The 24,728-nt window shown below is 42.1% G+C and carries 18 protein-coding genes; all 18 read left to right on the top strand.

Translation table 11 applies throughout. The features are described from left to right. Positions 1 to 146 precede the first annotated feature (146 nt). Complete coding sequence (gene recQ / locus EO116_RS02965) at positions 147 to 1,970, top strand: DNA helicase RecQ (RefSeq protein WP_127160558.1); 1,824 nt, start codon at positions 147 to 149, stop codon at positions 1,968 to 1,970. Positions 1,971 to 2,129: 159 nt separating this feature from the next. Further along, positions 2,130 to 2,921: a thymidylate synthase gene (locus EO116_RS02960; RefSeq protein ID WP_127160557.1), complete on the top strand. Its 792-nt coding sequence runs from the start codon at positions 2,130 to 2,132 to the stop codon at positions 2,919 to 2,921. 10 nt (positions 2,922 to 2,931) lie between these two features. Further along, positions 2,932 to 3,417 carry a dihydrofolate reductase gene (locus tag EO116_RS02955; protein ID WP_127160556.1) on the top strand — a complete coding sequence of 162 codons (486 nt, stop codon included), beginning with the start codon at positions 2,932 to 2,934 and terminating at the stop codon, positions 3,415 to 3,417. Position 3,418: 1 nt separating this feature from the next. Then, on the top strand, positions 3,419 to 5,821 hold the full coding sequence (locus EO116_RS02950) for a Tex family protein (RefSeq protein WP_127160555.1): 2,403 nt from the start codon (positions 3,419 to 3,421) through the stop codon (positions 5,819 to 5,821). Then, positions 5,818 to 6,258, top strand: coding sequence for a signal peptidase II (gene lspA / locus EO116_RS02945; protein WP_009353699.1), 441 nt, complete (start codon positions 5,818 to 5,820; stop codon positions 6,256 to 6,258). The genes EO116_RS02950 and lspA overlap by 4 nt, the downstream gene beginning before the upstream one ends. Before the next feature lie 8 nt (positions 6,259 to 6,266). Continuing rightward, complete coding sequence (locus tag EO116_RS02940; protein ID WP_127160554.1) at positions 6,267 to 7,184, top strand: RluA family pseudouridine synthase; 918 nt, start codon at positions 6,267 to 6,269, stop codon at positions 7,182 to 7,184. Positions 7,185 to 7,195: 11 nt separating this feature from the next. After that, positions 7,196 to 7,711, top strand: coding sequence for a bifunctional pyr operon transcriptional regulator/uracil phosphoribosyltransferase PyrR (pyrR, locus tag EO116_RS02935; protein WP_127160553.1), 516 nt, complete (start codon positions 7,196 to 7,198; stop codon positions 7,709 to 7,711). An 18-nt stretch (positions 7,712 to 7,729) separates the two neighbouring features. Next, positions 7,730 to 8,455 (top strand): DUF554 domain-containing protein, encoded by a 726-nt coding sequence (locus EO116_RS02930; protein WP_127160552.1) that lies wholly within the window; start codon positions 7,730 to 7,732, stop codon positions 8,453 to 8,455. Positions 8,456 to 8,548: 93 nt separating this feature from the next. Continuing rightward, positions 8,549 to 8,893 (top strand): nitrous oxide-stimulated promoter family protein, encoded by a 345-nt coding sequence (locus EO116_RS02925; RefSeq protein WP_009353674.1) that lies wholly within the window; start codon positions 8,549 to 8,551, stop codon positions 8,891 to 8,893. Positions 8,894 to 9,249: 356 nt separating this feature from the next. After that, complete coding sequence (locus EO116_RS02920) at positions 9,250 to 11,748, top strand: hypothetical protein (RefSeq protein WP_127160551.1); 2,499 nt, start codon at positions 9,250 to 9,252, stop codon at positions 11,746 to 11,748. 46 nt (positions 11,749 to 11,794) lie between these two features. Then, a complete protein-coding gene (locus EO116_RS02915; RefSeq protein ID WP_164726046.1) occupies positions 11,795 to 15,301 on the top strand; it encodes a cobaltochelatase subunit CobN in 3,507 nt (1,168 codons plus the stop codon). A 10-nt stretch (positions 15,302 to 15,311) separates the two neighbouring features. Further along, entirely contained in the window at positions 15,312 to 16,250 is a 939-nt protein-coding gene (locus EO116_RS02910; protein WP_127160549.1) for an ATP-binding protein, read from the top strand. Positions 16,251 to 16,288: 38 nt separating this feature from the next. After that, positions 16,289 to 18,262, top strand: a complete 1,974-nt coding sequence (locus tag EO116_RS02905) for a VWA domain-containing protein (protein ID WP_127160548.1) — start codon at positions 16,289 to 16,291, stop codon at positions 18,260 to 18,262. 327 nt (positions 18,263 to 18,589) lie between these two features. Then, positions 18,590 to 19,618 (top strand): uroporphyrinogen decarboxylase, encoded by a 1,029-nt coding sequence (gene hemE, locus EO116_RS02900; RefSeq protein WP_127160547.1) that lies wholly within the window; start codon positions 18,590 to 18,592, stop codon positions 19,616 to 19,618. Beyond that, positions 19,605 to 20,525, top strand: a complete 921-nt coding sequence (hemH, locus tag EO116_RS02895; RefSeq protein WP_164726045.1) for a ferrochelatase — start codon at positions 19,605 to 19,607, stop codon at positions 20,523 to 20,525. The genes hemE and hemH overlap by 14 nt, the downstream gene beginning before the upstream one ends. Before the next feature lies 1 nt (position 20,526). Further along, a complete protein-coding gene (gene hemG, locus EO116_RS08625; protein WP_240629114.1) occupies positions 20,527 to 22,707 on the top strand; it encodes a protoporphyrinogen oxidase in 2,181 nt (726 codons plus the stop codon). Between the two features lie 258 nt (positions 22,708 to 22,965). Then, positions 22,966 to 23,757 (top strand): Cof-type HAD-IIB family hydrolase, encoded by a 792-nt coding sequence (locus tag EO116_RS02880; protein ID WP_127160545.1) that lies wholly within the window; start codon positions 22,966 to 22,968, stop codon positions 23,755 to 23,757. 19 nt (positions 23,758 to 23,776) lie between these two features. Then, the gene (rapZ, locus tag EO116_RS02875; RefSeq protein WP_062402003.1) at positions 23,777 to 24,691 is read left to right on the top strand and encodes an RNase adapter RapZ; all 915 of its coding nucleotides are present in this window, start codon (positions 23,777 to 23,779) and stop codon (positions 24,689 to 24,691) included. The last annotated feature ends 37 nt before the right edge of the window (positions 24,692 to 24,728 follow it).

The following is a 24,728-nucleotide window of genomic DNA, read 5'->3' as shown; positions in this document are numbered from 1 at the left end:
ACTGTAAGGTGCATATAACGATATAGGCAATGACTATGGAAAAGAAAGGAGAGTTCTTGGTGGAATAGTTTATAGGTATCTATAAAAATGGTATAATAAATAGATACAATTAGATGAATGAGTGTGTTAGAAAGGAGGAAAGATATATGGATGCTAGAGCCTTACGAGCATTGCAACATTTTTATGGATATTCTAGTTTTCGCCCCGCTCAAGAGGTGCCTGTTACAGCTTTGTTAGAGAACCAAGATGTGCTAGGGATTATGCCTACAGGGGCAGGTAAATCGATTTGCTTTCAGATTCCTGCTATGCTAAAGGCGGGCATTACCATTGTATTTTCTCCGTTGATTTCCTTGATGCAAGATCAAGTGGATACCTTGAAAGAGCAAGGTATGCCAGCGGCTTATATGAATAGCACCCTCAGTCGAGAAGAGCAGAATAAAATTTTGTACTATTTACGGGAAGGGCGCATTAAATTATTATATTTGGCGCCAGAAAAATTAGAATCCGAAGGGTTCTGTGAGTTTTTAAGAGGACTGCCAATTAGCCAAGTGATTATTGATGAAGCTCATTGTGTGTCACAATGGGGACATGATTTTAGGCCTTCTTTCACGGCTATAGGACCTTTTATTAAGAGCTTGCCCCATAGACCTGTGGTAGGGGCTTTTACCGCCAGTGCTACGGAAGAAGTAGAACGTGATATGAAACAACTCTTAGGATTGGAGAATGCCCGTGTGCATATTACGGGATTTGATCGTCCTAATTTAGCATTTTCTGTGATTCACGAAAGCAAGCGTATGGAATATGTACGGGATTATGTGCTACACAATCCAAATGATGTGGGGATTGTCTATTGTGCCACTAGGGCGAATGTGGAAAAGGTATATCGTGAGCTTTTACGGTACGGCGTGAAAGCAGGCTATTACCATGGTGGCTTATCTGATGAAGAGCGTAAGTATCAACAGAATCGTTATGCTTTTGATGAAGTACAAGTTATGGTAGCCACCAATGCTTTTGGCATGGGCATCGATAAAAGTAATGTGCGCTATGTAATCCATTACCAAATGCCACGAAATATGGAAAGTTATTACCAAGAGGCAGGCCGTGCTGGACGAGATGGAGCGCCTGCAGATTGTATTTTGCTTTACAATGGGCAAGATGTGGCAGTTCATCAATATATATTAAGTCAAAGTGACTTGCCACCAGAACGACAACGGATTGAGCGGAATATGCTACAATCCATGATCGATTATTGTCATACGCCGATGTGTTTACGTAAGTTTATGTTGTCTTATTTTGGAGAGCAAGTGCCTTGGGATCAATGTCATCATTGTAGTACTTGTGATGAACCACGAGTGGCAGTGGATGTAACAGCCGAGGTGAGCGCAGTATTGCAGACGATTTGGAATACAGAAGAGCGATATGGTGTAACCATGATTGGAGATATTCTATGTGGGAATCGGACGGAACGTATTGAGAAGTTTCGCTTACACCGCTTATCCGTATTTGGCAAATTAAATCGTTGGGCAGATAAAGATGTAAAAGGCTTTATTAAGCGCTTAATGGCAATGGGGTATGTGACATCTTCGGGAGGACAATATCCTATTTTATCCGTTACGGAACAAGGTCATGAGGTACTAGCTGGTCGTATTACAGTGAAAGATGTACCTATTGAGGGAGGGGAACATCGTCCTATGCAGGGGCGTTCTAAATCAAATGCTTCAGGGCTAGCAAAAGCCACTAAGAATAACTCCTTATTTGAGGCTCTGCGTGTGCATCGATTGGAACTTTCAAAAATAGAAGGGGTAAAACCGTTCATGATTTTTTCAGACGCTACTTTATTGGATATGGTAGCAAAAGAACCATTGACCTTAGGAGATATGGCGAATGTGAAAGGCGTAGGAGATATGAAGCTGCGCAAATATGGCAATGAATTTTTGAAGGTTATTGCTGATTTTAAGGGTAACATATAGCTATAGCGAGGCAGCTTGATATTTATCTAAATGTAGATATACATATACATTTAGACACAGATACTGATATAAATACAGATATACATACTGATATAAATACAGATATACATACTATATGCTGATACAGCTTAGTGTAGTTTCGTATACAAGGAGGCATAGATGAGTTTAGCAGATACGCAATATTTACAGATTATAGAGAATATATTAGATCATGGGTATTATGCCAACAATCGTACAGGCATTGCGACCTATAAATTACCGCATCAAGTGATGCAATTCAATTTAGCAGAAGAATTTCCTATTTTAACCACAAAATTTGTGGCTTTCAAAACGGCTATTAAAGAGTTGCTTTGGATTTGGCAATTGCAATCTAATGATGTGCGCCAGTTGCAGGCTATGAATGTAAAAGTTTGGGATGAATGGATGCGTGAAGATGGTACGATTGGTAAGGCTTATGGATACCAAATTGCCAAATATAAACAGTTAGATAATTTATTGGACATGCTACAAAAAGACCCGCAAAGTCGACGTATGATTGTGACTTTGTGGAATATTGAGGACTTGCCAGATATGGCGTTGCAACCATGTGCCTATGAAACATTATGGGATGTCACAGATGGTCGTTTAAATTGTATGCTGGTCCAACGCAGTGGAGATATGGGTTTAGGAGTGCCTTTTAATACGGCGCAATATGCAGCGTTGGTGCATATGATTGCCCAAGTATCTGGATTACAGCCGGGACAATTCACGCATGTTATCAATAATGCTCATATTTATGAGAACCATGTAGAAGCTTTACGTACTCAATTAGAACGTAAACATGAAGCCTTAGAGGCTCCGATGTTACGATTAAACCCAGATGTTACGAATTTCTATGATTTCAAACCAGAAGATATAACTCTAGAAGGCTATGAGCATTTAGGAAAACTATCTATGACAGTAGCTGTATAAGGAGTTATTTATGTTAGCAATGATTGTAGCAGTGGCTGAGAATGGCGTTATAGGCAAGGATAATCAACTGATTTGGCGTATTCCAGAAGATTTAGCGTATTTTAAACAGCGCACTACTGGGCATGTCATCATCATGGGACGGAAGACATTGGAGTCTTTACCGTTTTTGTTGCCTAATCGTGAACATTGGGTGATTACGTCGCAATTGGATTACATACCACCCTATGAAGGAGTGAAAGTATTTCATAGTCCAGAGGAAGCAGCACAAGCGGCGCAGGACTTAGAACTAGCGTATTGTATTGGCGGTGCGCAGGTATATGCCAGCATGGCGCCTTATGCTGATCGTTTGTATGTGACGGAGTTACATAGAGCTTTCACAGGGGATGTGACATTTACTGAGCATACCAAGCCAGAATGGATGGAGATAGAGCGTATACCCGGCGCTGGGCAAGAGGACTTGTCCTATGATTTTGTAACCTATGAAAGGCGGAAATAGAATGGAAATACATGTAGTGATAGCCCAAGAGTTAGGGGTAAAGCCACATCAAGTAGAAGCAGCCATTACTTTATTAGATGAGGGCAATACAGTACCATTTATTGCACGGTATCGAAAAGAAGTGACTGGTGAGTTAAAAGATGAACAATTGCGTGACATCGAAGAGCGGATGAAATATTTACGCAATTTGTTACAACGTAAAGAAGAAGTAAGAAAATCTATTGAAGAACAGGGCAAACTGACGGAAGAATTGTCCCTAGCCATTACGAAAGCCATGAAATTACAGGAGTTAGAGGACTTGTATTTGCCGTTCCGTCCGAAAAAACGAACTCGTGCGTCCATGGCCAGAGACCGTGGTTTGGAACCGTTGGCACAGGCATTGTTTACAACGGCTACAGAAGAAGAGTTACGTCAAATGGGGACAGAGTACCTTAATGAAGAAGTGCCTACTGTGGAAGATGCCTTACAAGGGGCGATGGATATTGTAGCAGAAGAAGCGAGTGAACGAGCAGATATTCGCCAATATTTGCGTAAAGCCATGTGGGAAACTGGTCATATGAAAACGGAGCTAGTAGGCGAAGAAGAAGTAAACCAAGGATTCTTACAATACAATGAAGAATACAAAGAACCTATTCGCCAAGTCCCATCCCATCGTGTATTGGCGATGAACCGTGGGGAAAGCTTGGGCGCTTTAAAAGTTAGCTTTGTGGTACCGGATGAAACGTTTATCCAATATATGGTAGATACGGTACAAGGTACTGCTAGGGTAGAGCATTCGTATATTGCTGAGGCTATTGCTGATGGATATAAACGACTATTGTATCCATCGTTAGAGCGTGAAACACGAAATGCTATGACAGAACAAGCAGAAGAGCAGGCTATCAAAGTGTTTGGTACGAACTTGCGCAATTTATTGCTCCAAGCACCTTTATCTGGACATGTTATCATGGGCTTAGACCCAGGATATCGTACAGGTTGTAAAATGGCCATCATCGACAGGGAAGGTAATGTCCTAGATTATGGCGCTTACTATCTTACGATGAGTGATAAACAAGCAGAGAGGGCTAAACAAGAATTGGCTAAGAAAATTCGCCAATATGGTGTTACTTTGATTTCTATCGGCAATGGTACTGCTTCTTATGAAACAGAGCAATTTACATCTGCCATGATTGCTGAAGAAGGCTTAGATTGTCATTATATTATCACTAATGAAGCAGGTGCCTCCGTATACTCCGCTTCTAAGTTAGCTATTGAAGAATTGCCAGATTTAGATGTATCTATCCGTGGTGCCGTATCGATTGCGCGCCGTGTACAAGATCCATTGGCGGAATCTGTGAAGATTGATCCAAAATCAATTGGTGTTGGTCAATACCAACATGATGTGAATCAAAAACAATTGGGGGCTACCTTAGATCAAGTGGTAGAAACTGTGGTCAACCATGTCGGGGTAGAGCTTAATACAGCATCTCCAGCGATTTTAAAGCATGTGTCAGGTATTTCTAGCACCGTGGCAAATAATATTATTGCCTACCGTAAGGAACATGGTGCTTTTACTAGTCGTAAACAATTATTAAAAGTAGCTCGTTTAGGTCCTGCGGCCTTTACACAATGTGCCGGTTTCTTGCGCATCGGTAAAGGGGAGGACCCTTTAGATGCGACGCCAGTTCACCCAGAGTCCTACGAGATTGCTCAAGGGGTGCTCGCACAATTGGGGATGTCCTTAGAAGATTTGCGAGATAAAGGGACGTTGGAAACGGCAAAAGCAAAACTGCAAGCTGTGGATGTGGAAAAGTTGGCGAAACAGCTAGATGCAGGTGTACCTACTGTGCGAGATATTGTAGAAGCCTTACAAAAACCAGGTCGTGACCCACGGGAAGATTTGCCAGCACCGATGACTCGCAAACAAATTATGAGTTTGGAAGATATTCAAGTCGGTACCGTGGTAAAAGGAACGGTTCATAATGTGGTAGACTTTGGTGCCTTTATAGATTTTGGTGTAAAAATCAATGGACTGCTGCATAAAAGCGAGTTTTGCGCCTATCATGAACATCCATCTGATGTATTGGCAGTAGGAGATATTATCGAAGTAGAGATTATTTCTGTCGATACAAAACGGAACCGCATTGGTTTATCCATGAAACGAGAAAAACCAAAACATCTAAACCGTCAAGGTCATAGACGTAATGGCGATGGAAATCCCCGTCGAAATACACCACATAAGGATGGTCAACAACCAAAAGGCGAAAGACAACAGGGTCGAAACTCTAAGAACGTTAAGGATGTAAGAAGTGGCTCAGGCAATCCTATGCGAGATAGAAACAATCGAGGAAAACGGCAAGAAAAAGAGCAGGACTTAGGTGCTTTATTACAACAATGGGCTGACCGTGGAGGACGTAAACGATGATCTATATCATAAGTATCTTGACCTTCCTATTGGATCAAGTAGCAAAATGGTATGTACGCAGCCACTTTCGGTTGGGTGAATCTGTGCCAGTTGTACCTGATGTTTTTCATTGGACCTATATTGTGAACCATGGAGCAGCCTTTGGTATGTTGATGCACCAACGATGGATATTGTTGTTGGTCGTGGTGCTGTTGCTAGGCGCTATGTACGTAGGTCGTAAGAAATTAGCTATGGCACCGTTATATGCACGAATTGGGACAGGTACGCTCTTGGGTGGCGCCTTGGGCAATGCCTGGGATCGTTTGTACTTAGGTGGTGTGGTCGATTTCTTTGATTTCCGAGTATGGCCTATCTTTAATATTGCGGATATTGGTATTTGCATTGGTGTACCTTTGTTGATTCTATATTTTTGGTCCTATGAAAGCCAGAAACAGTGAGGTAAATAATGGAAACAAAACAATATATAGTAGAGGCTCAAGATGAGGGTACACGATTAGATGTGTACCTCACAAAAGAGCTTGGTCAGTCACGTAGCTATGTGCAATCCTTAGTGAAAGAGGGGCATGTACAAGTGAATGGCAAAACAGGAAAATCGAACTTGAAACTTTCACCATCTAGCGAAATCCTTGTGACGATTCCAGAGATGCAGGAAGTAGAAGTAGAACCAGAGGACATTCCACTAGATATTCTATTTGAAGATTCGCATATGATTGTTATTAATAAAGCTCGTGGTGTGGTGGTACATCCAGCGGTAGGCAATCATTCAGGGACACTGGTGAATGCTTTGTTATACCATTGCAAAGATTTATCTGGCATCAATGGAGAAATTCGCCCTGGCATTGTGCATCGCTTAGACAAGGATACGTCGGGTGTGATGATGGCAGCCAAACATGATGAATCCCATTTAGGCTTAGCAGAGCAAGTGAAAGAGCATAGTGCGACAAGAACCTATTATGCATTAGTACAAGGCAATATTGCGGAAGAAAAAGGGACTATCAAGGCCCCTATCGGTCGCCATCCTAAAGATCGTATGAAAATGGCGGTAGTTTTTGAAAATAGTAAAGACGCGGTGACCCATTTCCGTGTATTAGAACGATATGGGAAGCACACATTAATAGAATGCCAATTAGAAACGGGTAGAACTCACCAAATTCGTGTACATTTAGCGTATATTGGACATCCTGTGGTGAATGATCCGTTCTATGGATTCCGTAAAATGGATTTTCCTATTGTAGGGCAGGCTTTACATTCTAAAACATTATCTGTGAAACATCCTATCACAGGGGAAGCGTTACACTTTGAAGCGCCATTGCCGGAAGATTTTTTGGCATGTATTGAGTATGCGAAAGAGCATAATCGATAAGGAGTGATACTATGGAAGAACGTATCTTAATTGATGAAGCTGGTATGATGCGTGCCATTCGTCGTATTGGGCACGAAATTTTAGAGCGTAATAAAGGCTTATCCAATGCCTTAATCATTGGCATTGAGCGCCGTGGTGTATATCTAGCAAAACGATTACAAGCTCAAATTGAAGCCATTGAAGGAATTCAAGTAGATGTGGCAACCATGGACGTTTCTCTGTATCGAGATGATCGTGGAGAGACTGCGAAGGAAGGAGCTCCTTTCACCTTGGATACGACAGGTAAAATTGTGATTCTTGTAGATGATGTATTATTTACAGGTCGTACGATTCGCTCTGCCTTGAATGCCCTTATGGATGCAGGTAGACCGAGTGCCATCCAATTAGCTGTATTAGTGGATCGAGGCCATCGAGAACTACCTATACGAGCTGACTATGTAGGGAAAAATATTCCTACGTCCCACTTGGAAACGGTGCAAGTTCGTGTGCACGAAGTGGATGGGGATGATAGTGTAGTGATTTTTTAGAAAGATGAGGAACAACCAATGCATGGTATGGGAACCATCCTTAATGTGGTGTTGATCATTTGTGGTAGCCTATTAGGACTCTTTATTCGACACCGTATGAAAGATAATTTAAAAGAAACGCTCATGATGGTGTGTGGCATCATTATCCTTCTATTAGGCATGAGTGGTACTATGCAATATATGCTAGTTATCGTCAGTGATAGCCTTCATACAACGGGACCTATGATGATGATTATCTCTATGGTGCTGGGAGCTATTATTGGAGAATTGATTGATTTTGATAGGCGTATTACTGCCATTGGAGAATGGCTAAAGTTGAAAACAGGTAACAGTCGGGACCCACAGTTTACCAATGCTTTTATTACGGCATCCATGACATTTACCGTAGGAGCTATGGGCGTCATCGGTTCTATTCAAGATGGTTTGACTGGTGATTACAGTACGATGGTCGTCAAAAGTATTCTAGATGGTATTATTGTGATGGTCATGGCATCCTCCATGGGAAAAGGGGCATTGTTCTCCTTTTTACCAGTGGGGATTACCCAAGGGATCATTACGGGATTAGCTCATTTGGCAGCACCGCTTATGACTCCAGAGGCGATTGATAATTTATCCTATGTGGGTTCTATCTTAATTTTCTGTGTAGGTATTAATGTATTGTGGCCCAACAAGATTCGAGTGGCTAACTTGCTACCAGCAATATTTATAGCAATGCTCATGACATTCTTGCCGATTACACTGTAAATTTTAGGGGGACTATAAATATCCCTTACAGTACAGAGGAAACGTGAGTACAACATTCATAACTACTGAGCATTAAATAGTGAGGAGTTAGTGATGAAAGAACGTGAGAAACAGCAGGCTATCGAAGATAAGCGATTAAAAGAATTAAAAACGGTGCGCAAGATGATAGAAATCTACTGCAAAGGACAGCACCGACGTAAGTCCGGTGAGCTCTGTGAAAGCTGTGCAGAATTGATGCATTATGCAGAAGCAAGGGTAGAGCGATGCCCGCATATGGAAGAAAAAACATTTTGCGCTATGTGCAAAACACATTGTTACGCACCGACCTATCGGGAACGAATTAAAGAAGTCATGCGCTACAGTGGTCCTCGCATGTTATGGATACATCCAATCATGACCATACGACACATATTGTTAGGGAAAGGCTTGTTGAAATAATATGTGACTGGTGGTTTCACTCGTAGTAGCCCTCAATTTGGAGCTTCTTTTATACCGGTGTGGGATATGTACCAGGTGTTCGTACAGTAGAAGCATTAAAACGTTTAGCTGAAGAAATCCATGGTATTAAAATCGACTAATTATATAGGTTGAGACTTATCAAAGCCGTCACAATGTGACGGCTTTTTTGTATGTACGAGAGAAAGAAGCTGGGTGGGAGTGGTTAGCTAGTATAAGGGCATTCTATTTGTGACATAGTGAAGTAGGAGTTTTATGATTCTTGTCGAATAGTAATAAGATATGACCTTTTTTATGTGGGGCCATGTAGGTTAGATTTGGTATAGGAGAAGAGAGACATGTTATTATACGCAACGCAAATGCCAGTAGCCAAAGGGGTTTCAGAGGAACGGTTTGTACAAGTCGTCATAGACTGGGTACAGTCAGAACAGGTGAACCGAGTGTACCATCACATATGGGGAGACGCGCATCCGCAGTTAGATGATATGAACTGGGGCATCTTAGATGGCCCCGTTACATGGGGTGATGAAAGGCTCAGTTTGTCCATACAACGAGTACGACCAGTGGTAGCAGCCCGATCGTCGATTGTCATCCAAGTAGGGAAATACGTATTAGATGTCATATACAACACGGAAGAGCAATACATTACTATGACTGTTCACGGGGAAGGTAAGCCAGTAGATAAGGAACATTTTTTGCCAGTCTTAGCAGGCGATTTTTGTCGATTTTTAATTGATGCAGGACAAGGTGGTATTGATAACAATCTACGTATGTTAGGCACACCTCGCTATGTAGATAATCCTGCCCGTCATATCCAAAAGGTCTTAGATGGTGACAAACAATGTAAAATGCCTATCCTCATGGTGACTCTCTCCAAATCTGGGGAACCGCCATTAGATGTGGACGATTTGGCGATGAGTACCTTAGGGTTGGCACATGTCATTGTCGTGCCTAGTGACAATGGTAAAATAAATGAAAGCTTAGCACAATGGGGCACCAATAAAGAACGAATGAAACATGTGATTCTCTTCTTCCCAGCTGATGCTTACGGTACAAAGGAACCGCAGTTCATTTCCATTGATAAGCAGGGACATCATGCCATTGAATCCTGTGTGACTGCCTTACAATACTATTCTCGCTTGCGTTCCACCGATTCTTTACAAACTTGGGATGGAGTGACTATAGCTAGGTTAGAAAGACAAATGACATCTATACATCTTGATGAAATCAAAAGTGAAGATGTGGGTCCGCTTGTTGATTTTTCAATGCTTTCAAAAGAATTACGAAAACAAGATGGGGCTACACCAGCATGTGTATCTATGGAGTTAGATGATTCTAGTGGGAGCCAAGTAGAATATATTACTACTATGGAAGAAGATGTGCTAGATGGCAAGGAGGATGAGGAGATAATTCCTACAGATACAATGAGTGCTGCTTTAGAAGCTGCCAATGTGGAACACCGCAGTGGGGCTTGTGGAGAAATGCTGGCACAACTGGTGAAGGAAGGCCGCAAAGAAGGTGTATTCGACGTGCCACAAATGTTACAAATTACAGCGGGCATGACATTGATGCGCTTACTTCACATGCATCATAAAGAAGTACATGAGCGTGTATTTGAAATGACACCGATACTCAAACGAGGCATGATTAGAGGTTCACGGTATACAAAAGTAGGCTCCGTGGAGATGATGGAGAAAGTGAACACTGTTATGGAGCGGTGGGGTATCATTTGGACACGCCAAGATGCATACGCTTTAGTAGATGGTGAGTTAATACCATTGCGGGCGATTTGTGGAGAAGATAGTGTGTTTCCATGGAATACAGCGCAGTCTGAATCTTTAATCTCCATGGAAGCACCATCTGTCTTTGACGTGGCGAAAGCCTTGCAAGAAGGGGCACCTGCTTCTGTGTACAACGCCTATGCAAGAGGTGTGGCGAAATTAGTGCTCTTAGATGAACAAATGGTGAAATTAGAAGCAGACCGTCTCCGTGAAGAGGAAGAACGACAAGAACAATTACGCTTAGAAGAAGAGCGGAAAGCAAAAATTCAACGAGATCGCGAGGAAGCACAACGGAAAGCGGAACAAGAGGCAGAGGCAAAAAAATATGAACTTTCACCAGCGGAAGTCAAAGTATTGTTGGCGAAGTTGAAAGAGTTAGAAGAGGAAAATGAATCCTTACGAGAAGCTTATACATCCTTGGAAGATAAAAATGAAAAGTTGTTGGCTGAAAATAATGAATTGCATAAGGAAAATAAACAACTTCGTATCGATTACGACCGTTTGTTAGAAGACTTAGAAGACCATACGGATCCAGAGGGACCAGATACAGTGCAAACACCACATGGCGTGGCGTACACGGACGAACAAGGCAATTTGTATATGTCCAAAGTGGGACGCTTGTTTGAAGGTGACGAGTTTGATGACGATGTACCAGAAGGAGAGTTTATTTTATTACGTGGGGAAGAAAAAGATTTATACCCTCATGAGGTGCGTGATTTAGTGTTGGATATGTTGGCAGATTATAAGAAATTATGTGCCCCTAATTCTCGCCGTGAACATGTTATCCAAGATTTATTAGAAGCGAATCATTTTAACAACTCTATCCGTAAACGTCGTGAAGAATTGAAACATAAAATTCGTACATATCGTAAAATGGACTCCAGCTTTGAATCTTACTTGCGTAGTATCGGTTTCCATGTGACAGGAAAAGGTAAACATTATAAATGGACTTACTTTGATGATCCGCGGTATGTGATCACAGCAGGTAAGACCATCAGTGATGGTTGGTGTGCGGGATTGAATATCTATTCTGTTATCGAACGATTGATGTTGTAGTAGTGGTACCTAAGATATGAAATATTCTTTTTTAATCATTACGTCCATGACGAAACATTGGCAATGGGCTAAAGAAATAGAACAGAAGTATACAGATGAGATTATGTCCTTGGGCATAGTCTTTCTGGCATCTGAAAATATAGAGTTAGAAGATGTTCAGAGGGCGATTGATGGTACGGATATAGTACTATTTACTCATGTAGGAAGTACCTTAGATACTCCTTTGGTAAAAGGAATTCACAAATATATTACACAGAAACAAGTTTCGTATGTATTACTATTCCATGATTCAGCGTCGGATGTACAGCGATATGGTGTTGCAGATGAGGACATTGATCAAATTAAGGCTTATTTGCACCAAGGTGGGACAGAAAACTTTTATGGATTGTGCCAATATATGCTATCTTTACAAGGTTATACAGGGCCAGTAGAACCGGTGAAAGAACTACCATACCAAGGTATTTTAGGCAGACAAGGGGAAGTGTATCCATCCTATGAGGCATACCGTAAGGACTATGATCATGGCGGTCCAGTGGTGGGCATTTTCTTTTATCGAGATGAATGGGTGCAAGGTCAATTAGACTATCCCTATGCACTGTATGATCGTGCATTAGAACAAGGGTTATCACCGGTATTAGTATTTGGTCAATACAGCAGTAAATCTGGTGGACAATTACGGTGGTACGATTGTTGGCACACGTTGTTTGATCATCAAGTGAAAGAGACCATATCTCTCATCATTAATACATGCAAGTTCTCCATCATTGGCTTGCAGGGGGCGAGTCGTGATGAAATGACGGATTTAGGAATCCCTATCTTGCAGGGCTTTGTTACCTATACTACTCTTGAAAGCTGGCAAACACGTTCACAAGGATTAGAGCCTATGGATATATCCTTTTCCTTGTCATTGCCGGAAATAGATGGCATTTTAAACGGTCATATTGTAGGGGCCAGAACGTACTCAGAGGAAAGAGGCTACTATTTCAAACCATATTCTGAGGGAATTCAAAAGTTAGTAGACCAAGCGAAACGATGGATTGCATTGCAACAGAAACATAGGTCAGAAGTAAAGATTGCTCTATTCCTTCATAATTATCCTCCCAAAAATTCACATATTGGCAATGCCTGTGGGCTAGACACACCAGAATCTGTACTACGGTTGTTGAAAGAATTACAACAGAACGGATATACAGTGGATGGTATCCCTCAAACGAGTGAAGATCTAATGACGATACTGACCAAACATGCTACGAATGATGTAGATTGTTTGACCGATTCAGCCGTAGAGAAAGCCCCGAAACTACCGAAAGAAGTGTATAGGACGTGGTTTTCAAAGCTGGATAGTGCTACCCAAGAATCACTACTACAACATTGGGGACAGCCCATAGGGGAGATATTTGTAGAAGAGGATGAGCTCATCATTCCCGGTGTGGCCTTTGGCAATGTGTGGGTTTTAGTACAACCACCACGTGGATTTAGTGAGAATCCAGATGCACTGTACCATTCACCTGATATTCCGCCTACGCATCACTATGAGGGAGTATATCATTGGGTGCGTACTGTATTTCAAGCCGATGTGGCGATTCATATGGGGACACATGGCAACTTAGAATGGCTACCTGGTAAGGGAACGGCTTTAAGTTCCTATTGTTACCCGCAGTTAGGTATCGAAGATATACCTAATCTCTATCCGTACTGGACAACCATTGTCGGTGAAGGTATTCAAGCAAAACGGCGTAGCCATGCTGTCTTACTTAGTTATTTATCGCCACCTATGAAACGGTCCGGCTTATATGGTGATTATGAAACGCTAGAACGGTATTTGGATGAATATGACCATATGAAAGCTCAGGAAACAAACCAAGAGCAAGTGGTGCTAGGGTATATCTTATCTTCTGTGAAAGATTGTCATCTGGAACGCTTGTGCGAACCCTTCGACTGGTATCAAGAGGGCGGTCAGGCACACTTTGTGGTAGATAGATCTGTCAGTGAAGAAGAGTGGCGCTCTTTAGCTGACTCCATTCATGCAGACGAGTCAGAAGAACTGTTAGGGGATATTCATAACTATTTGATGGATATCCAACATCGTCATATTCGTTGTGGCTTGCATATTTTAGGACAAAATCCAACCACAGAGGAAGAGGAGGGGTATATAGATGCTTTCATAGACATGCATGGTGTGCAAGACGATGCACAGAAAGAAACGCTGTGTGAGACCTACCTCGCAGGGTTGCGCCAAACCACAGAAGAAATGTGCCAATTGTTACGAGGTTTAGAAGGAAACTATATCCCGCCTAATATTGGAGGTGCTGTTACTAATGGTGGGATTGATGTGCTACCGATGGGGCGCAATTTTTATGGCGTTGATGAACGGACCTTGCCAACCGTGCCTGCCTATGCCATCGGTTGTGAACTAGGCGATGTGTTGCTCAATGAATATATTCGAGAAGAACAGCGATATCCAGAGGAAATTGGTATTGTCTTGTGGGCAGACAACACGCAACGCACTCATGGACAATGTATTGGTGAAGTATTCTATTTATTGGGTGTACGACCAGTTTATACAGGTAGTCGTGTGTCCGATTTAGAAGTCATACCTCTCGAGGAATTAGGGCGACCACGCATCGATGTAACAAGCCGTATTAGTGGACTATTCCGAGATATGATGCCTTCCGGTGTCATGTGGATTGCAAAAGCGGTGCAAATGGTAAACGCCATTGATGAGGATCATAGTGTGAATTACGTAAAAAAACATATAGACTTGGATATAGCTGCATTAGTAGAAGACGGTATGGACTATGAAGAAGCTATCAAAGCTGCTACGATTCGTGTCTTTGGCGATGCACCAGGTGCCTATGGGGCAGGAGTGAATCAAATTCTAGAACAAAGCAACTGGTCTACTCGTGAAGATTTAGCCAATGCCTATGTCACCTGGGGTGGCTATGGATATGATGAGCAAGGGGAAATTATTCCAAGCCATCAACAGTTTTGCAAGCGATTAGGTTCCATCGAAGTGACTGTGAAAAATGAAGATAACCGAGAGGTTAGTTTGTTGAGTACAGATGATTTCAATGCCTACCATGGGGGTATGATCGCTGCTGTGGAGGCGGTGAAAGGTACTAAGCCGAAATCATTTATAGGAGATACCACGTACCGCAAAGATATTTTGGTGCGGTCCTTAGAAGATGAAATTCAGCGTCAGTTCCGTAGTGAACCAATAAACCCTATTTTTATAGAAGGCATGATGAAACACGGTTACAAGGGAGCAGCGGATATGGCGTCCTATGTTCAACATACCTATGAATGGGATGCCACTAGTGATATGATTCAAGATTGGATGTATGATGCCTATACAGACGAATATGTCATGAATCAGGAGGTACAGGACTGGATGCGTCAAGCCAACCCTTGGGCATTAGGGGCTATTTGCCATACTTTATTAGAAGCAGAACAACGAGGACTTTGGAATGCCAGTGTGGAGCGCAGAGAAGGATTGCGCGATGTGGCAATGTCTTTGGAAGATGACCTAGAGGGGTATTATGATGAAACGTAAGGAGACTAACATGAGTACTATATATCCTTTTACAGCCTTAGTAGGACAAGATCAAATGAAATTGGCCTTACTCCTCAATGCGGTAGACCCACGGGTAGGTGGTGTGTTGATACAGGGTGATAAGGGAACGGCAAAATCGACGGCGGTACGAGGCTTAGCCAAGGTGCTGCCTATGCATCGTGATGGCACACCGATGAAAGTGGTGGACCTTCCATTGCATTGCACGGAAGACAGATTGGTGGGAACCTTGGATATTGAGCGGATGCTGCAAGAGGGGAAGCAAGAGTTTTCTCCAGGCATTTTATTTGAGGCTCACGAAAATATTCTCTATGTGGATGAAGTCAATTTACTAGAGGACTACTTAGTGGATACATTGTTAGATGTGGCGGCCATGGGGGTGAATCGCATCGAACGGGAGGGCATTAGCCATAGTCATCCATCACGATTTATTTTGGTGGGCACCATGAACCCCGAAGAGGGGGGTATTCGTCCACAATTGTTGGATCGCTTTGGTCTATCGGTGACTGTGAAAGCAGAAACTGATGTAGCCTTGAGAATGGAAGTATTGCGTCGCCGATTGGCCTTTGAAGATACTCCACAAGCATTTATTGAGCCCTACAGGAAGGACGATGAAGCGTTGCGTAAAACTATTGAAACAGCGCGCAAAGTATTGCCTACCATTGGGGTAGATGCAAATCTATTAGAATTGATTGCCAATATATCTATTACCCTAGGCGTAGAGGGACATCGTTCAGATATTACCTTGCTCAATAGTAGCCGTGCTTTGGCGGCCTTACAAGGGGAGCCCCATGTGACCATGGATCATCTGAAACAGTTGACACCGCTTGTGGTATCTCATCGGATGAAGCGGAAACCCTTTGAGCAACGTGAATTTGATGAAACTATGCTGGACAATCTATGGGCTACCTATGAAGGGATACAGAAGTAGTAGAATCATCAAAGATTTTGTTAAAGGAGGTGAATGGTATGAGTGTACAACTGAATACAGGCATTCACCTCTTTTTGCAAGAACCTTTGTTGCGGACATTACTGATTTCAGGTGAAGTGGGAACGGGAAAAACGTATGCTCTGTTACAAACATTGCATGATAGGGGCCGAACCTATACGACGATTACATCCCACACAGATGTGAGTGCTATACAGGAAGCGGTGGATATACAAAGGTCCTTAGAAACAGCTCAAATTGTAAAACAAGCACATCCTTGGGACGTGTATGACTTGCTTATTTGCGAAGGATTGGATCACTTTGACCGGTCCATGTGGTTACGGATTCTTTACGAGCAAAATCGTCGGTACGAAGCGAGAAAACCGCTACAAATCATTGGGACCTATACGGGGGCAGAAGGGCTTTCAGAATGGGTCTATGATATGGATTTGTGGATACCCATAGAATCACCGGATGCGAACACTAGAGTGCGAGTCCTAGCAGATAGAGAAGATGAGGAAATCTATGAGATAGGTGTGGCTCGTGAAAGTCACTACAGTGTGGAAACTCTTCGTACGGGAACCGCAATAGATGTATATGGATTCCACAGAGAAGAACAGATTCCTCCTGAGAGAAAAGTAATGGCTGCATTTAAAACCCATAAAGAAGATCCGACTCATCCTGAGGGGAAATTAATGGATGCACCTAGAATCCCGACGGTGCATGATAGTATATATACATATATTTCCAGTCTAGTAGAGAGATTTAACATTTCCTTTATGGGTATGGAATACATTTTGCTAAAAGCGGCCATCGGTTTAGCTAGAGAAAAAGGCCATCTGTTTGTTGAGCCTACTGATGTAGAAACAGTACTCCCGTGGACATTACCACAAAAGATGAAGAAGCCAGTGAACTCTCAAACACAGCAAGAGGGAGAGTCACAGGATTCATCTGACCGAATGCCATCCGATGAGACAAGAACCGAACAAGAGAAATCGAAAGAGGCCAGTTCAAACCGAGAACAAGAAGATAATGGCTCACAAGGGATAGATAGGGAGAACGACCGTGATGAGTCAACGGGAAAGGTGACTCAAGGGATGACAACAGATAGGGATAGTTCTCACGAGGAACAACCAATAGAGCAAACTACTCTAGAATCTGATCAGACAGAAGAGGAATTAGCTACTAGATATGATGGAACAGGGAAAGAAAAGGATACGAGCGGAGAGGGCCAACGTGAGTCCCATAGAGGTAAGGTAGAGGAGTCCTTTGCACTTTCAGAAGCAGTGGAAACGCAGGTGTTACATTTATATGGGATGTTGCAATCTGAGCCGGCAAAGAAACACATAGACATCAGTGATGACGGTCGAGGCCCTAAGGTACATCGTCAAGGAACTAGGGGGAGAACCATTGCATGGATACCAACGATAGTACAAGGGATTGTACGTAGTCGGCAAGTACCGATTCGGCTAATTATAGAAGATGTCAGATATGCTATGTATCAGGAAATGCCAAAAGAAGCCATCTATTTAGTAGTTGATACAAGTGGATCTATGGGGCAGAGACAACGATTAAAGAGGACGGAGAAGTTACTTTCACAATTGGTACAGATGATGTATGTAAAACGACAGTATGTATCGCTCATCACCTTTCAAAAGCAAGGTGCTCAATGCGTGGTGCCATTGACAAGGCGAATCGAGACCATCCCTAAAGCATTGGAAACGGCTCGGATTGGAGGGAGAACGCCCTTTGTAAAAGGTATTGAGGAAGCGGTCAAACAGATAGGCAACGACATGTCTCAAATGGGGCATGTACAGGCAAAGGTCGTAATTATTACAGATGGGAAGGTCACCTCACAAGCACTGCAGGGACTAGACGACATCGGTAGATGGATTGCGAATCAGGGAATACAAACGACGGTCATCGATACAGACACCAGTTTTGTTCGCATGAATCGAGGGAAAGAGATTGCGCATATGCTAGGAGCAGAGTATGTAAGGGTACAAGACATATAACAAAAGAATATAGGTATTAAGGGCTTCTTGTTAAATGAGGTATTAACCCTATAAAGGGATTTGAGGGCTGTGACAACATGTACGTTTTACATGTTTGTTACAGCCTCTTTTTACATGCATGGCTTACAAAATATACTGTATATAATGAAGATCTGTACAGTCATACTAAGTAAGAGTATTTTTAACCAGTTAACGATACCTTATAGATAGAAATCGATATGCACTTTATATGTAGTGACAGAATCTATAGGTAATTATAGTGACCATATGCTACAATAGAATATAGAATCCAAGTTTGGTTTGGTAAAAGGTAAGGTGTAATTATATATGGAAAAACGACAAGATTATTTGCAAATGATTGCAGGTGAGCCGGTGTCTCGCAGACCAGTTTGGTTTATGCGTCAAGCGGGACGTAGTCAAGAGGCGTATCGCAAGATAAAAGAACGATATAGCCTATTTGAGATTACTCATCAACCGGAATTATGTGCAAAAGTGACAGCTCTTCCCGTTCATGAGTATGATGTAGATGCGGCTATTTTGTACAAAGATATTATGACGCCTTTGGTACCTATGGGCGTAGATGTGAACATAAAATCTGGTATAGGGCCAGTGATTTCTAATCCCATTCGATCCAAAGATGATGTGGAAAAGCTGCGGGATATTGTGGTAGAAGAATCGTTGGACTTTATGGTGAAAACGATCCAAATATTGACGAAAGAAATGCTCACAGTTCCCTTAATTGGCTTTGCAGGGGCTCCTTTTACATTGGCTAGCTATATGATTGAAGGTGGACCTTCTAAAAATTACCAGAAAACTCGTCAATGTTTAGTGGCAACCCCTGAGATTTGGCATGCTTTGATGGAGCGATTGACTACTATGTCCATTACTTATATGGAAGGTCAAATTCAGGCGGGGGTGAATGCAATTCAAATTTTTGATTCATGGATTGGAGCCCTTTCCATGGAACAATATGAAAGTGGCGTATTCCCGTATATGAAACATATTATTGGGACTATTAAAGAACGATATCCTCATATTCCTATCACTATGTTCGGCGTAGGTACTAAGCATTTATTTCCAGTGTGGAAAGAATTACCATTAGATGTAATCGGTTGCGATTGGAGATGCTCCATTGCAGAAGCAAGTGCGATGGGCATCAAGCAAACATTACAAGGGAATTTGGACCCTGCCTATTTATTTGCAGATTGGAAGACAATTCAAGGTGAAATTGATCGTATTTTGGAAGAAGGTGCTGCTCATGGAAAGCATATTTTTAATTTAGGCCACGGTGTTGTGCCAGATGCGAATCCTAAAGTATTGCGAAACATAGTGGAGTATGTACATGACAGAGGATAAAGAGATACAACAAGTTTGTGTATTGGTATTAGATTATGGCTCTCCCCGCTCCTTAGAAGATGTGAAAACATATTATACCCGCATACGGAGAGGTCACGGGCCAAGTGACAAAGAATTACAAGGATTGCGACATAAGTATGAACGCATTGGTGGACAATCTCAGTTAATGGAGTCTACCGTATGGCAAGTAGAGCGGTTACAAGAAGAGTTACAAAACGAACTACCCTTTGCAAAGGTAACGGTGGTACAAGCACATAAATATATAGAACCACTCATCGGGGATGTAGCGAAGGAATTGGGCCACTATGATACAGTAGTGGTACTTATGATGAATCCTTATGGAACAGACATATTAAATGCATCCTATTTAGAGCCACTGAAACCGTTTATGAATGACCGATGGAAGGTAGTGCCACATTGGGCGGACGCACCCACATTAGTTTCGTCGTGGGTAGACCGAGTGAAAGATACATTGTGTACACTGCCAGCTGGAGCTAACCCGCAGTATGTGTGTACGGCTCACAGTGTACCGCTCATGAAAGGGATTACCTATGATGGGTATGTTCATAGCTTACAACAAGTGATGCAATCCATAGCAGATCAATTGCAGTTGCCTCATCCTACCTTAGCTTGGCAAAGTGCAGGTACTCGTGGGGAATGGCTAACACCTACAGTAGAAACGGTGACAGAACAAGCGGGCGTAGAAGGGCATACCCATGTGGTATATATGCCTATCGGATTTACTTGTACCCATATGGAAGTGTCCTATGATTTAGATATAGAACGGCGGGACCAATGTGAACAGTTGGGGATGACCTATGTGCGAGTGCCTATGCCAGATCGTGACACTCTCTTTGTGAAAGCCATGGCGCATGGTGTATTAACAGCTCTCTTGAAGGAGGGGTAATATGAAAGTAGCAATTATTGGTGGTGGCCTAACAGGCTTATCTGCAGCGTATTATATGGGCAAAGCATTTCCTAACTGGGACATTCATGTCCTAGAATCTTCGAATCGTTGGGGTGGAAAGGTACAAACAAAACGTCGCGATGGCTATGTGGTAGAAGTGGGTCCTGATTCGTATTTAGCCAGAAAAACATCTATGACAGATTTGGTACAGGAATTGGGATTAGGTGATACCTTGGTACGTAATGCTACGGGAGAATCCTATATTTATCATCAAGGTCAAATGAAGCCTATCCCTGGAGGATCCATCATTGGCATCCCTACAGAATTTCTTCCTTTTGCTATGTCTAGCTTATTAAGTTGGTTTGGTAAATTACGAGCTGGATTAGATATTTTTAAGAAACCATATCCAGGAAATGAAGATATGAGTATCGATGCCTTTTTCCGGTATCATTTAGGGGATGAACTAGTCAATTTATTAATTGAACCTCTCTTATCTGGTATCTACGGTGGAGACTTAAAACGCTTAAGTTTACTGGGAACCTTTCCAGAATTTCGTCAATTAGAACAAAAGCATGGAAACTTGGTCAAAGGTATGATGGCTATGCAAGGTATGCGCAAACAATCTGGGGCGGCTACCGAAGGACAATTTGCCCAATTAACGGGAGGTTTAGAATCATTAGTAGATGCTCTTGTGGAACAAATGCCAAAGAACGTTTCTTTGCACACATCGACTGAGGTGCTAGAGGCATCATACACAGATAAGCTCTATACAGTGCAAACACAAAACGGTACAGACTCCTATGACCGTCTTGTGATTACTACGCCACCTAAAGCCTATGAAAAATTTTTTTTGGGAGATGAAAAATTTGAAGACTTGCGGCATATGGAACAATCTTCTTGTGCCATTGTCATTATGAGTTTGCCGAAGTCAGCGTTTACAAAACCATTGCAAGGCACAGGCTTTGTGATTACTCGCAGCACAGAGACGCCATTGACGGCATGTACTTACATTTCTAGTAAGTGGCCACAAATGACACCACAAGACAAGGTGGTACTACGCGTCTTTTTAGGGAAGCCTACAGACTCTACGGTAGATACGCACAGTGAAGAAGAACTGTGTGAATTGGCGCTTTCAGAAATACGAAATATATTGAAGTTTACAGGAAATCCAGAATGGATGGAAGTGGTACGGTTACAAAAAAGTATGCCCCAATACGAAGTGGGACATAAAGACCGAGTGGCAACCCTCATGGGCCATGTCCAAGAACACTATCCAGGATTGGCATTAATTGGAACTCCATTTAAAGGGGTCGGCATGCCAGATGGCATCAAACAAGCCTATGAATTGGTAACAGTATGGAAAGAAGAAACTAAGGAGGTAGTTCCTATGGATACACATACAGAATCTGTTCATGCAGGCGCAATACCTATGCATGGACATACTACAGGACTAGAAAAAGTACCTGAAACATACGAAGGTTGGTTTAGCTTACACGCTAATTATTCCATTAATTTTGAAAAATGGAGAAGCTGGTCCGGTGAGCAACAAAGTGAAGCATTGCAATCTTTCAAGGCGTTTATTGGAAATTTAGAAGCAGCTCATGAGGCCCATACAAGTAGCTATGCTATGTACCAAATCAATGGTCATAAGGGAGATATTATGTTTTGGTTCTTACAACCAAGCTTGCAAGAGTTGAACGAAGTAGAATTGACACTAAAAAAATTACCAATCTTTAGTGTATTACAGCCAGAATCTTCTTTCGTATCTGTTATTGAAGTAAGCAATTATGTAAAATCTCCGAAGGACCATCCAAAAGTGCAAGCCCGGTTATACCCTAAAATTCCTAGATTGGCTTGCATGTGTTTCTACCCTATGGCTAAGCAACGTAATTTGACAGATAATTGGTATATGCTAGATCGTCAAAGTCGTGGTAGTATGATGCGTTCTCATGGTCAAATTGGTAAAAAATATGAGGACACTATCAAAGAGTTTACGACGGGTGCTTTTGGTATGGATGATTGGGAATGGGGTATTACATTGATGAGTGATGATCCAATTCAGTTTAAAAAAATCGTCAATGAAATGCGATTTGATGAAGTAAGTGCTCGCTTTGGTATCTTTGGACCATTTACAATTGGTACGATTCTAGATATGGATGGCATAGATCATCTGTTTTCCTAATACATCAATAGGGCATTAAACTATAAAGAAATACAATTGCGACAGGTTTGCATACTAGTACCACACTGGATTGTGTAACCTGTCGTGTTTTTATTTTCTCCAATGTGGTGGCGCTCATCTAAAAGTTGTGGCTAATATCTATGGTTGCGTCATCTTTTGTTTCATGTTAGATAGAACTGTTTGTATCTTAGTGATAGTAATGCAGTAGTTATGTGTGGTTATATGGTATAATGAAAGATATGATGAAGGAGTGATGTCATGAAATTGTTAGCCATAGATTTAGATGATACGCTGTTACGTGATGATAACACCGTGTCTGATTATACAAAAGCAGTGCTAAAAAAAGCACAGGACAAGGGAATTGAGGTACTTATTGCAACAGGCCGTATGTACCAAACGGCATATCCGGTAGCACATCGTTTAGGCTTAGGTGATGTACCGATGGTACTGTATTCTGGCGGTGTCATCCAACGTGTAGAAAGTAAAGAACTCATTTGGGAACGAGCTATACCACCGGAGGTAGCGCGCAAAGTATTAGCCATCACGAAAGAGCATAATATCTATATTCAGTCCTATATTGATGACGAATTATTAGTGCACAGTGAAACAGAGTTTTCTCGTCTCTATGAAGAGATTACAGGTGCCAAGGCTGTGTACGTAGGAGATGCTATCTATGACCCTCAAAAGGGAACGAACAAACTATTAGTGGTGGAAGAGCCTGAACGTATGACAGAGGTGATTGCTATACTTTCTAAAGAAGTTGGCCACATGGTTGAGTTAGTTCGATCCAAGGTGAATTTCTTAGAAATCGTGGCACCTCACGTGTCCAAAGGGGAAGCTTTGGCTTTCATGGGCGAGCGATTGGGCATCGGTTTAGAAGATATGGTATCCTTTGGTAATTCAGAAAATGATATTTCTATGTTACAAGTAACAGGTCATTCCGTGGCAGTAGGGAATGCAGAGGAACATGTGAAGACAATTGCCAAAGAAGTATGCGACACAAATGAAAAAGATGGCGTCGCTAAATGGATTGAAGCGAATGTGTTATAAAATTTTGTAGGAGGGCCTCATGGAAGGGTTTCGTTTAATCATTGTGACCGGTATGTCCGGAGCAGGTAAAACACAAGTGATGCAAGTCTTGGAAGATATGGGATATTTCTGTATCGACAATATTCCTCCTGTGTTGATTCCTAAGTTTAGTGAAATTTGTCGTCAAAGTGCAGGCACTAAAGTGAGTCGAGTAGCCTTAGTGGTAGATATCCGCAGTCGTGAATTTTTTGATGATTTAAACAGTGCTTTAGATGATTTGACGGCTATGAGTGTGCCTTATGAAATTGTGTTCATGGAAGCTAGCGATGATACTTTGATTCGCCGGTATAAAGAAACACGTCGTAGTCACCCCTTGGCACCATCAGGTCGTATTAGTACAGGACTGTCACAAGAACGGGCACTCTTGGCGGATGTACGTAGCAAGGCGGATCATATTATCGACACCACAAACATGAAAACATCTGCCTTGAAATCATTTATGCGCCGTACTTTTAGCCACGTGAAAGAACAAACAGATGGCATGGCTATTACAGTGGTAAGTTTTGGTTTTAAATTTGGCATGCCTAATGATGCGGATATGGTATGGGATGTGCGATTCTTGCCGAACCCGTATTACATTCCTGAATATCGTCATAAATCGGGGCGTGTACCAGTGGTGAAAGAGTATATTCACTCCTTTGAAGTGACGGATGAATTTAAAAAGCATTTCTTTACTACACTGGATTTCCTTGTGCCAAACTATGAACAAGAGGGAAAAAGCCAATTTGTGGTAGCTGTAGGATGTACAGGCGGTATGCATCGTAGCGTAGCAATGGCAGAGGCGTTGTATACACATTTGAAAGAAAAAGGCTGTAATGTTTCTGTGGAACATCGTGATATGATGCGTAATCATGTAGAAGAAGATGTGAATCCGCGTTCTAGATTAGACCTATAAAAGAAAGGAGTGGGACGATTTCTTCGTCTCTCAAGCC

This window comes from Veillonella sp. VA137 (assembly GCF_003992015.1).
Classification (GTDB): domain Bacteria; phylum Bacillota; class Negativicutes; order Veillonellales; family Veillonellaceae; genus F0422.
The sequence above is the reverse complement of the archived record's forward strand: the minus strand, read 5'-3'. Positions and strand labels throughout refer to the sequence as shown.

Coding starts and splice junctions, on each gene's coding strand:
- recQ (WP_127160558.1), top strand. CDS start 147: ATGGATGCTAGAGCCTTACGAGCATTGCAACATTTTTATGGATATTCT.
- EO116_RS02960 (WP_127160557.1), top strand. CDS start 2,130: ATGAGTTTAGCAGATACGCAATATTTACAGATTATAGAGAATATATTA.
- EO116_RS02955 (WP_127160556.1), top strand. CDS start 2,932: ATGTTAGCAATGATTGTAGCAGTGGCTGAGAATGGCGTTATAGGCAAG.
- EO116_RS02950 (WP_127160555.1), top strand. CDS start 3,419: ATGGAAATACATGTAGTGATAGCCCAAGAGTTAGGGGTAAAGCCACAT.
- lspA (WP_009353699.1), top strand. CDS start 5,818: ATGATCTATATCATAAGTATCTTGACCTTCCTATTGGATCAAGTAGCA.
- EO116_RS02940 (WP_127160554.1), top strand. CDS start 6,267: ATGGAAACAAAACAATATATAGTAGAGGCTCAAGATGAGGGTACACGA.
- pyrR (WP_127160553.1), top strand. CDS start 7,196: ATGGAAGAACGTATCTTAATTGATGAAGCTGGTATGATGCGTGCCATT.
- EO116_RS02930 (WP_127160552.1), top strand. CDS start 7,730: ATGCATGGTATGGGAACCATCCTTAATGTGGTGTTGATCATTTGTGGT.
- EO116_RS02925 (WP_009353674.1), top strand. CDS start 8,549: ATGAAAGAACGTGAGAAACAGCAGGCTATCGAAGATAAGCGATTAAAA.
- EO116_RS02920 (WP_127160551.1), top strand. CDS start 9,250: ATGTTATTATACGCAACGCAAATGCCAGTAGCCAAAGGGGTTTCAGAG.
- EO116_RS02915 (WP_164726046.1), top strand. CDS start 11,795: ATGACGAAACATTGGCAATGGGCTAAAGAAATAGAACAGAAGTATACA.
- EO116_RS02910 (WP_127160549.1), top strand. CDS start 15,312: ATGAGTACTATATATCCTTTTACAGCCTTAGTAGGACAAGATCAAATG.
- EO116_RS02905 (WP_127160548.1), top strand. CDS start 16,289: ATGAGTGTACAACTGAATACAGGCATTCACCTCTTTTTGCAAGAACCT.
- hemE (WP_127160547.1), top strand. CDS start 18,590: ATGGAAAAACGACAAGATTATTTGCAAATGATTGCAGGTGAGCCGGTG.
- hemH (WP_164726045.1), top strand. CDS start 19,605: ATGACAGAGGATAAAGAGATACAACAAGTTTGTGTATTGGTATTAGAT.
- hemG (WP_240629114.1), top strand. CDS start 20,527: ATGAAAGTAGCAATTATTGGTGGTGGCCTAACAGGCTTATCTGCAGCG.
- EO116_RS02880 (WP_127160545.1), top strand. CDS start 22,966: ATGAAATTGTTAGCCATAGATTTAGATGATACGCTGTTACGTGATGAT.
- rapZ (WP_062402003.1), top strand. CDS start 23,777: ATGGAAGGGTTTCGTTTAATCATTGTGACCGGTATGTCCGGAGCAGGT.